General features: G+C 49.1%; 11 protein-coding genes. 6 read left to right on the plus strand and 5 right to left on the minus strand.

Features of this window, described 5'->3' with window-relative positions; all coding sequences use genetic code 11:
- Positions 1-276: 276 nt before the first annotated feature.
- The 5 genes from ychF to lolB form a co-directional block, all read right to left on the minus strand.
- Complete coding sequence (ychF, locus tag GOU96_RS15540) at positions 277-1,368, minus strand: redox-regulated ATPase YchF (RefSeq protein WP_000505880.1); 1,092 nt, start codon at positions 1,366-1,368, stop codon at positions 277-279.
- A gap of 10 nt (positions 1,369-1,378) precedes the next feature.
- Positions 1,379-1,969, minus strand: coding sequence for an aminoacyl-tRNA hydrolase (gene pth / locus GOU96_RS15545; RefSeq protein ID WP_000081943.1), 591 nt, complete (start codon positions 1,967-1,969; stop codon positions 1,379-1,381).
- Between the two features lie 171 nt (positions 1,970-2,140).
- A complete protein-coding gene (locus tag GOU96_RS15550) occupies positions 2,141-3,085 on the minus strand; it encodes a ribose-phosphate pyrophosphokinase (protein ID WP_001113134.1) in 945 nt (314 codons plus the stop codon).
- Between the two features lie 30 nt (positions 3,086-3,115).
- On the minus strand, positions 3,116-3,988 hold the full coding sequence (gene ispE / locus GOU96_RS15555; RefSeq protein WP_053036892.1) for a 4-(cytidine 5'-diphospho)-2-C-methyl-D-erythritol kinase: 873 nt from the start codon (positions 3,986-3,988) through the stop codon (positions 3,116-3,118).
- On the minus strand, positions 3,985-4,602 hold the full coding sequence (gene lolB / locus GOU96_RS15560; protein ID WP_042987859.1) for a lipoprotein insertase outer membrane protein LolB: 618 nt from the start codon (positions 4,600-4,602) through the stop codon (positions 3,985-3,987). Before lolB ends, ispE begins: the two co-directional genes overlap by 4 nt.
- Before the next feature lie 158 nt (positions 4,603-4,760).
- Here lolB and hemA point away from each other — a divergent pair, with 158 nt between their 5' ends.
- The 6 genes from hemA to kdsA are packed head-to-tail and all read left to right on the plus strand — an operon-like array spanning position 4,761 to position 10,084.
- Positions 4,761-6,020: a glutamyl-tRNA reductase gene (gene hemA, locus GOU96_RS15565; protein ID WP_000054219.1), complete on the plus strand. Its 1,260-nt coding sequence runs from the start codon at positions 4,761-4,763 to the stop codon at positions 6,018-6,020.
- A gap of 29 nt (positions 6,021-6,049) precedes the next feature.
- Positions 6,050-7,138 carry a peptide chain release factor 1 gene (prfA, locus tag GOU96_RS15570; RefSeq protein WP_000647701.1) on the plus strand — a complete coding sequence of 363 codons (1,089 nt, stop codon included), beginning with the start codon at positions 6,050-6,052 and terminating at the stop codon, positions 7,136-7,138.
- A 3-nt stretch (positions 7,139-7,141) separates the two neighbouring features.
- Positions 7,142-8,002, plus strand: a complete 861-nt coding sequence (gene prmC / locus GOU96_RS15575) for a peptide chain release factor N(5)-glutamine methyltransferase (RefSeq protein ID WP_001888691.1) — start codon at positions 7,142-7,144, stop codon at positions 8,000-8,002.
- Positions 8,002-8,385 carry a SirB2 family protein gene (locus GOU96_RS15580; protein WP_042987857.1) on the plus strand — a complete coding sequence of 128 codons (384 nt, stop codon included), beginning with the start codon at positions 8,002-8,004 and terminating at the stop codon, positions 8,383-8,385. Before prmC ends, GOU96_RS15580 begins: the two co-directional genes overlap by 1 nt.
- Positions 8,386-8,400: 15 nt before the next feature.
- The gene (locus GOU96_RS15585; protein ID WP_000933142.1) at positions 8,401-9,213 is read left to right on the plus strand and encodes a SirB1 family protein; all 813 of its coding nucleotides are present in this window, start codon (positions 8,401-8,403) and stop codon (positions 9,211-9,213) included.
- A 19-nt stretch (positions 9,214-9,232) separates the two neighbouring features.
- Positions 9,233-10,084 carry a 3-deoxy-8-phosphooctulonate synthase gene (gene kdsA / locus GOU96_RS15590; RefSeq protein WP_000400335.1) on the plus strand — a complete coding sequence of 284 codons (852 nt, stop codon included), beginning with the start codon at positions 9,233-9,235 and terminating at the stop codon, positions 10,082-10,084.
- Positions 10,085-10,145 lie beyond the last annotated feature (61 nt).

Here is a 10,145-nt window from a genome sequence, read left to right on the forward strand (position 1 = left end):
AATTTTATTTTCTTAACGAGAAGGCGATGCCTTATCGCTGAGAACGGAGCGCATTATGCGGATATGGGTTAGGAGCGTCAACAGTTTTTTTGAATAAATTCTTTGAAACCAACCGTTCGGGTTTTTTTTAAACAAAGAGGCGTGTTTATGATCAAAAACCATCACCAAAACAACAAATTCATTACGCTTGGAGAGTCATAAAGATCATTTTTTAGAGGCTTATAAATGGCAAAAGCCAACACTTTGGTTGGCTTTTGGTTCGCAGTAAAGCGAGATTTAAACGTTGAAGCGGAAGTGGATTACATCGCCATCTTTTACGATGTACTCTTTACCTTCCAAGCGCCATTTACCGGCATCTTTGGCACCTGACTCACCATTGAATTGGATGTAGTCATTGTAACCGATCACTTCAGCACGAATAAAACCACGCTCGAAGTCAGTGTGGATCTTACCCGCGGCTTGTGGTGCGGTCGCACCGACAGGAATGGTCCATGCGCGCACTTCTTTCACGCCTGCGGTGAAGTAAGTTTGTAGATTCAGAAGGTCATAACCTGAGCGAATCACGCGGTTGAGGCCTGGCTCTTCAATACCGAGGTCGGCTAAGAACTCATCGCGTTCTTCTTCTTCAAGTTCAGACAGTTCCGCCTCGATCGCTGCACAAACCGCTACCACAGAAGCATTTTCTTTGGCTGCGAACTCAACCACCGCATCCAGATATGGGTTGTTTTCAAAACCATTTTCATTGACGTTCGCAATGTACATGGTGGGTTTTAGCGTCAGCAGGTTTAAATAACCGACGGCCAGTAACTCTTCTTTGCTTAGGTTGACGGAACGAGCCGATTGACCTTCGCTCAGAACAGGTTGCAGCTTTTCAAGTACCGCGAGTTCAAATTTGGCTTCTTTATCGCCACCTTTAGCGCGTTTGCTTTGACGCAGAATCGCGCGCTCGCAGCTGTCTAAGTCAGCCAGCGCTAATTCAAGGTTGATGATTTCGATGTCTTCCAGCGGTGACACTTTACCCGCCACGTGGATGATGTTTTCGTTTTCAAAGCAGCGTACTACGTGACCAATTGCATCGGTTTCACGGATGTTAGCGAGGAATTTGTTACCTAGACCTTCTCCTTTTGATGCGCCCGCCACTAGACCTGCAATGTCCACAAACTCCATCGTCGTTGGCAGAATGCGTTCAGGTTTGACAATCGCGGCTAAGGCATCCAGACGCGGATCTGGCACAGGCACAACGCCTGTATTTGGTTCGATAGTACAAAACGGGAAGTTAGCTGCTTCGATGCCCGCTTTGGTCAGCGCATTAAAAAGAGTTGATTTACCTACGTTTGGCAAACCGACGATGCCACATTTAAAACCCATGACTGTAACCTTATTCAGCTTTGAAAGTGTGTAAACGATTTTGTGCTTTGGTGAGGCCATCCTTGAGCAGGATCTCAAGGCAGCGAACAGATTCGTCCACTGCGGCGTCAAGGCACTCTTGCTCTTTAGCAGGTGCTTTGCCGAGCACATAACCGGCTACTTTATCTTTGTGTCCCGGATGACCGATGCCAAGCCGTAGACGATAGAATTCTTTGTTGTTGCCTAATTTGCTTATGGTGTCTTTGAGCCCATTATGCCCGCCATGTCCGCCACCTTGCTTAAATTTTGCCACACCGGGTGGTAAGTCTAGCTCATCGTGGGCAACCATGATCTCTTCTGGCTTGATCTGATAGAAATTGGCCAGTGCAGCAATCGCTTTGCCTGAGAGGTTCATGAAAGTGGTGGGGATTAACACGCGTAACTCTTGGCTGTTAATCAACAAACGTCCGGTCAGACCAAAAAACTTCGGCTCATTTTTGAGCGTGACGTTATGGATACGGGCTAACTCTTCGACAACCCAAGCACCTGCATTATGGCGTGTTTTCGCGTATTCCGGCCCAGGATTGGCCAGTCCGACAAGGAGTTTGATTGGTTGACTCAAGGCGAATATCTCTTCGGAAACTCAAAAGCGCGGTATGATAGCACACATCCGCCGCGAGGTGCGAGTCACACAAAAGGCAATAAAAAAGCGCTTCATCGGAGATGAAACGCTTTCGTATCATCGATTCCCGAGCTTACCTGACAGGCAGATAGACTGGGTGTTACTCAATGATTAGTTAAACATCGCAGAGATGGACTCTTCGTTGCTGATACGACGAATCGCTTCAGCCAGCATGCTTGATAGAGTCAATTGAGTCACTTTTCCTGTCGCCGCCATCTCTTTTGATAGGGTGATAGAGTCAGTCACAATCACTTGATCCAACACAGAGTTTTTGATGTTTTTCGCTGCATTGCCTGAGAATACCGCGTGAGTGGCGTAAGCAAATACGCGTTTCGCACCACGCTCTTTCAGCGCTTCCGCGGCTTTACACAGCGTGCCACCGGTGTCGATCATGTCATCGACAATCACACAGTCACGGCCTTCAACATCACCGATCAGGTTCATGACTTCTGAAACGTTCGCGCGTGGACGACGCTTATCTACGATCGCGATATCGATGTCACCCAGTGCTTTCGCGGTTGCGCGAGCTCGCACCACACCACCAAGGTCTGGCGATACGACAACAGGATCTTCCAAGTTACGTGCTTTCATATCTTCCAGCAGAACAGGAGTACCGAAAATGTTGTCTACTGGAACATCGAAGAAGCCTTGGATCTGCTCTGCGTGGAGGTCGATAGTCAGAACGCGGTCAACACCAACGTTAGAAAGGAAGTCTGCAACAACTTTTGCAGTGATAGGTACACGAGCCGAACGCACACGGCGGTCTTGGCGGGCATAGCCGAAGTAAGGGATAACTGCCGTAATACGGCCTGCAGAAGCACGGCGCATTGCGTCAATCATTACCACCAGTTCCATCAGGTTGTCATTGGTTGGGGCACAGGTGGATTGAATGATAAATACATCGCTACCACGCACATTTTCGTTGATTTGTACTGCTACTTCACCATCAGAGAAACGAGAAACAGTAGCATCACCAAGGGAAATGTACAGGCGATCTGCAATACGTTGGGCTAGTTCGGGTATTGCGTTACCAGCAAATAGCTTCATATCAGGCACGGTGGAAACCTCAGGGTTGCGTCCAGTTTTTTAGTAAGGTCGGATTTTAGCTGATTGGTAGTCAGCCAACGTCTTTCTGAGCGGTGAAACATTGCGCCCTTGGGCGACAAACGCTAAGACGTTGTCAGATAATTGAGCAAAGACGGCCTGTGCATCTTTCCTGCTCGAAAACTCAGCAAAAACGCAAGATCCCGTCCCGGTCAATCTTGACGGCGCGTATTGTAGCAGCCATGAAAGTTGCTTATCAACCTCGGGGTACAGTGATCGGACAATTTTTTCGCAATCGTTTTCGTAGGGGGTGGTAAGAAGGCTTGCCAGATCACGCTTTGGCGTGTTTCTCACCAGCTGTGGATGAGTGAAAATATATTTTGTCGCGATGCTGACCGCAGGGCGAACCACGAGATACCATTTTTCCTCTGGCTCTACAGCGGATAATTCTTCGCCAACCCCTTCAGCAAAAGCCGCAAAACCACGAGTAAAGACAGGGACATCTGCTCCGAGTGCCAGACCAATCTCAGCCAATTGATCATCGCTAAGTCCAGTCTGCCACAAGTAATTGAGTGCGACTAAGGTAGTGGCCGCATTGGATGATCCGCCACCAATTCCGCCGCCCATAGGCAACACCTTGTGCAGTTGAATGTCTGCGCCGAGTGGTGATTGCGCCGCATTTTTGAGTGCCATCGCGGCTTTGTAAATCAGGTTATCTTCTAACGCGACATCGGCCAGAGCAGGAGAGAGGGTGATGTTGCCGCTGTTGTTGGCGGTAATGGTTAACTCATCACCGTGATCGAGAAACTGAAACAAGGTCTGCAGATCGTGATAGCCGTTAGCTCGACGACCTGTGATGTAAAGGAACAGGTTGAGTTTGGCCGGTGAAGGCCACACGGTTGTGCCGTGGATCATGGGAGCAGCGTCCATTGTGAGATCACCAGTTGAATCGAGGTTTTATTTTGCTGGAGTTTAAGTTTATCAGGCAACGGAATGGGCTGATGTTGCCACTCAATCGCTTGGTAACGTTGGTATTCCACGTGCCATTCCGCCGTTGAGGCGAGTTTGGTGAGAGTGGCAAGGGTGTTTTGTTCATTCAACTCGTAATGGGTTGCTTGGGTCGGCAAGCCTAAAATCCAATCTTCAAGCTGTTCAACGGGAATATCTAACCCTGTTAAATTGCGGATCAGGCTTTGTGCATCTTGGTCGCGGTAGATTTGATCATCATAAGTTTCGACCCGTGCACCTTGTTCATCGACCTGTAAGTTCAGCAGGGTTTGACCAAGAAAATTGCTTAAACGCAGTGAGAGTTTTTGTGGGCTTTTTTGCCATTGAAAGTTGAACGATTGTCGCTGATCGGGCGCGATATAGCCGAGTTTTCCGGTTAATTGATAATGTTGAATTTGTTCTAGAGTGACTTGGTGTGATTGCCATTGAACATTGACGGGTTGTAGCGGTGCGGTGGCACAACCTGCCAAAAGCAACAGACTCGCCAATCCTGGCAATAGGCGACGTACGAGAGCATTCATAGTGCGTTTTTTATCCAAAGCGAGAGCGAAAACGGGCTAACTATATCATTGATCTCACGAACTCAGGAAAACAAATCCGGTCTGCCCTTTCAATCAAAGAGGGCATCAAGTAAAATTCCGCCTCTAGTCCACCACACATATCTGAGAATCCTCTATAGATGTCTTTGCTTGCCATTGGAATCAATCACAATACGGCGTCGGTAGAATTGCGGGAAAAAGTGGCGTTCGGTCCAGAGAAGCTCTCTTTGGCGCTGAATCAGCTTTCCACCAGTTCACACGTTAAAGGAGGCGTGATCCTCTCAACGTGTAACCGCACCGAAATTTATTGTGATGTGAGATCAGCAAGTAAAAACAAAGTCATCGAATGGTTGTCCCAGTTTCACCAAGTCAGCTTGGATGAGTTAAAACCCAGCCTATACGTTCATGAAGAGCAAGCCGCCATTCGTCATTTGATGCGTGTCGCCTGCGGTTTGGACTCCCTAGTGTTGGGCGAACCGCAGATATTAGGACAAGTTAAGCAAGCTTACGCAGAGGCGAGAGAGAATCACGCCGTCAATCCGGCGACGGAAAAGCTGTTTCAAAAGGCTTTTTCGGTCGCGAAACGGGTAAGAACAGAAACCGAAATCGGCGGCAGCGCGGTTTCGGTCGCTTATGCCGCTTGCACTTTAGCAAAACACATTTTTGAATCGCTGGCCGACGCTACGGTACTGTTGGTCGGGGCTGGTGAAACCATCGAACTGGTAGCAAAACATTTGGCCGGACACCACTGTAAACGGATGATAGTGGCGAACCGCACGCGAGAGCGAGCTTTGAGCTTAGCGCAGCAGTTTGGCGCCGACGTCATCGCATTAAATGAGATCCCAGACTATTTAGCGCAAGCGGATATTGTGATCAGCTCGACCGCTAGCCCTTTGCCCATCATAGGTAAAGGCATGGTCGAAAGTGCACTAAAGGCCCGTCGCCATCAGCCGATGTTGTTGGTGGATATTGCCGTGCCACGCGATATTGAGCCGCAGGTCGGTAAGCTTAACGATGCTTATCTCTATTCGGTCGATGACTTGCAGTCGATTGTCGATAGCAATATCGAGCAGCGCAAAGTGGAAGCGATTCAGGCAGAAGCGATTGTCAGTGAAGAGAGCGCCACCTTCATGAGTTGGATGCGTTCACTGCAAGCTGTGGACAGTATTCGTGATTATCGTAAGCAAGCCAATGAAGCGCGTGAAGAGCTGCTCAATAAAAGTTTGCAAGCATTGGCAGCGGGTGGCGATCCTGAAAAGCTGCTCATAGAATTAAGCAACAAACTGACCAACAAACTAATTCACACCCCAACCCGAGCGCTACAAACCGCGGCGGAACAAGGGGAACCGGCTAAACTGGCCGTGATCAGACAAAGTTTAGGTCTTGACGATCTGAACTAAATCTCAACTTAGAGTTTAAAGAAGCAACTATGAAAGCGTCGATTTTAAGCAAGCTTGAATCCCTTGTTGAGCGCTACGAAGAGGTTCAGCACCTCCTTGGCGACCCAACAGTTATCGGTGATCAAAATAAATTCCGTGCTCTGTCCAAAGAGTATTCGCAACTGGAAGAGATCACTCAGTGTTTCCAAGCTTACCAACAAGCGAAGGAAGATCTGGTTGCTGCCGAAGAGATGGCACAAGAAGACGATGCAGAAATGCGTGAAATGGCACAGGACGAGATCAAAGCGGCGAAAGCGGCAATTGAGCGCCTGACCGATGAACTGCAAATTCTGTTGCTGCCAAAAGATCCAAACGATGATCGCAACTGTTTCTTAGAAATTCGCGCGGGTGCGGGTGGTGACGAAGCGGGTATTTTTGCTGGCGATTTGTTCCGTATGTACAGCCGTTTTGCGGAGAAAAAAGGCTGGCGCATCGAAGTGATGTCATCGAGTGAAGCGGAACACGGCGGCTACAAAGAGATGATCGCGAAAGTGAACGGTGACGGTGCTTACGGTACGCTCAAGTTTGAATCTGGCGGCCACCGAGTGCAACGTGTTCCGGCTACGGAAGCGCAAGGGCGTATCCACACGTCCGCATGTACCGTTGCGGTGATGCCTGAAATTCCAGAAGCGGAAATTCCAGAAATCAAAGCCAGTGATCTGAAAATTGATACGTTCCGCTCCTCCGGCGCGGGTGGTCAGCACGTTAACACCACCGACTCGGCTATCCGTATCACTCACTTACCGACTGGTATTGTGGTCGAGTGTCAGGATGAGCGTTCGCAACACAAGAACAAAGCTAAAGCGATGTCAGTATTGGCTGCACGTATTGCTCAAGCTGAAGAGTCAAAACGCGCCGCGGAAATTTCCGATACACGCCGCAACCTTCTGGGTTCAGGCGATCGTAGTGACCGCATTCGCACTTATAACTACCCGCAAGGTCGAGTGTCCGATCACCGTATCAATCTGACGGTATATCGCCTGACCGAAGTGATGGAAGGGGATATGCAATCCTTGATTGACCCTGTGATTCACGAGCATCAAGCGGATCAATTGGCGGCACTGGCGGATCAAAACTAATCCATGTCAGTCACCATTGAAGCGGCATTAAAAGCGGCAACTGAACAACTGCAGCAAAGCGGCAGTGATTCGCCAGCCCTAGATGCCGCAGTACTCCTTTGCCATGTACTGGCTAAGCCTCGTTCTTACTTGTTGACTTGGCCTGATAAAACCTTGGAGAAGCCTACTTTGGCTTCTCTCGAGCTGCTCCTTGCTCGCCGCAGAGCGGGAGAGCCGATGGCCTACATCCTTGGTGAGCGCGAATTTTGGTCGCTGCCGCTGAAAGTCTCTCCTTCGACACTTATTCCACGTCCGGATACGGAACGTTTGGTTGAATTAGCGCTGGATAAAGCGGCGTTGATTGATGGTGAACTGCTGGATCTTGGCACCGGAACTGGGGCGATTGCGTTGGCTTTGGCTTCGGAATTGCCCACGCGGCAAGTCACGGGGATTGATTTACGTCCGGAGGCGGCAGAATTAGCAAGAGAAAACGCGACTCGCTTGGCGATCCACAATGCGCAGTTTTTGCAGGGCAGTTGGTTTAGCCCATTAGCAGACGGTACGAAGTTTGCTTTGATCGTCTCCAACCCGCCTTATATCGAAGAAAATGATCCGCATTTGAGTCTGGGCGATGTGCGTTTTGAGCCGAAAAGCGCGCTGGTTGCCGCAGAAAATGGTTTGGCGGACATTCGCCACATCAGCACGCACGCGCCGCATTTTTTGCTCGATGGCGGCTGGCTTTTGTTTGAGCATGGTTACGATCAAGGCGTTGCGGTGCGCACGATTTTGCGTGATTTAGGCTATCAAAACATCATTACCGAGCAAGATTATGCCGGTCATGATCGAGTTACACTGGGACAATATAAAACGGAAAGAGAAGCATAATGTACGAAGGATTAAAACATTTTCACCTGTTCACTATCGGCGTCAGCGTAGTCATGCTGTCGATTCGCTATGTGCTCATGATGATGAATTCAGCACACCTAGAGCGTAAGTTTTTCAAAATTTTCCCGCATGTGAATGACACGTTATTGCTGCTTTCCGGTATCGGTTTGATATTCATCACTGGATTCATTCCATTTACCGCTGCCGCGCCGTGGATGACCGAAAAATTTACCTGCGTGCTGGCGTACATCGCGCTAGGCTTTTTTGCACTGAAATTAGGTCGTAATAAATTGCTGCGTAGCTTTGCGTTTTTTGGCGCGTTGGGCTGGTTGGCGATGGCTGGAAAAATCGCGGTCACCAAAGCGCCGATTCTGTTTGGTTAAGCTTAAGGTGCGACCATGCTGAATTTATGTGATGAAGATTTTGATGCGATGGAGTTGGTGGAAGGGGCGCTTGCGCTCAACAAAGCCATTAATCCCGAAACGCAGCTAGAATGGGCTCACATCGAGTTAGCACGTCTGCTAAAAGAAGCCGAACTGGCACTGGTACATGAGCGTGATGAGAAAGCGCGTTTCGAGGCTTTTTTGCGCCTGTTTTATCAAGAGTGGGGCTTTAGCGGCGATCGCGAAGCCTACTTTGATTCTCGCAATGCCTTTATTGATCAAGTATTGCAGCGGCGCAAAGGCATTCCCGTCAGTTTAGGCTCATTACTGCTCTACCTAGGACACAAACTCGGCTTTCCACTCAATGGGATAAGTTTCCCGACTCAGTTTCTGCTGTCGCTCAATTGGCCGGGAGAGCGGCCGATCTATCTCAATCCATTTAATGGCGAGATCGTGTCACAACATACACTGCAAGCTTGGTTAGTTGGGCACAAAGGCCCACTGGCCAAGCTTAAGCCACAGCATTTACAAAGTGTCGATAATCCGACCATTATTGGGCGTTGGTTGGCGCTACTCAAAAGTGCCTTACTGCGTGAAGAGCGCTATACTCTGGCGCTAAGATGTACCGATTTGGCACTCACTTTTGTGCCCGATGACCCATACGAAATCCGTGATCGTGGCTTTATTTACCAACAGCTACAGTGCCATCAAATTGCTATTTCGGACTATCAATATTTTATTGAGCACTGTCCGAACGATCCGGCGGCTGAATTGTTAAAAACGCAAGTCAATGCACTCAGTCACGACAGTCAAGTGACGCTGCATTAACCCAACAAGAGAGATTAAGATGGAACACAAAATTGTCCATGTCGGTGATATTCCGGTTGCCAACGATAAGCCGTTTACCCTATTTGCAGGGATGAACGTACTGGAATCGCGTGATTTGGCGATGCAAATTTGTGAGCACTACGTGAAAGTGACCGACAAGCTCGGTATCCCTTATGTGTTCAAAGCATCGTTTGATAAAGCGAACCGCAGTTCAGTGCACTCTTACCGTGGCCCAGGCTTGGAAGAAGGGATGAAAATTTTCCAAGAGCTGAAAGAGACCTTTGGCGTGAAGATCATCACCGATGTCCACACAGAAGCGCAAGCGCAGCCTGTGGCGGATGTGGTGGATGTGATTCAGCTGCCTGCCTTTTTGGCCCGTCAAACCGACTTGGTTGAAGCGATGGCGAAAACCGGCGCGGTCATTAACGTGAAAAAACCGCAATTCATGAGCCCGGGTCAAGTTGGCAACATCGTTGAGAAGTTTGCTGAGTGTGGCAATGACAAAGTGATCTTATGTGAGCGCGGCTCTTGCCACGGCTACGATAACCTCGTCGTCGATATGCTCGGCTTTGGTGTGATGAAGCAAGCCTCTAACGGCAGTCCAATCATTTTTGATGTGACGCACTCACTGCAAATGCGTGATCCATCAGGTGCGGCATCGGGCGGTCGTCGTGAGCAGACCGTTGAACTGGCGAAAGCCGGTTTGGCGACGGGGATTGCGGGTCTGTTTATTGAAGCGCACCCCAATCCAGATAAAGCGCGTTGCGATGGCCCATCGGCATTACCTCTCGACAAATTAGAGCCATTCCTTGCGCAAATGAAAGCGCTGGATGATTTGATCAAAAGCTTTGCGCACATCGATATTCGATAAGCGCGATAGCCTGACTCTATATTGTATTGCAAGCCATCTTCGGATGGCTTTTTTCATGTCT

Origin of the sequence: Vibrio sp. R-1 (genome assembly GCF_035615595.1) — a bacterium.
Classification (GTDB): domain Bacteria; phylum Pseudomonadota; class Gammaproteobacteria; order Enterobacterales; family Vibrionaceae; genus Vibrio; species Vibrio cholerae.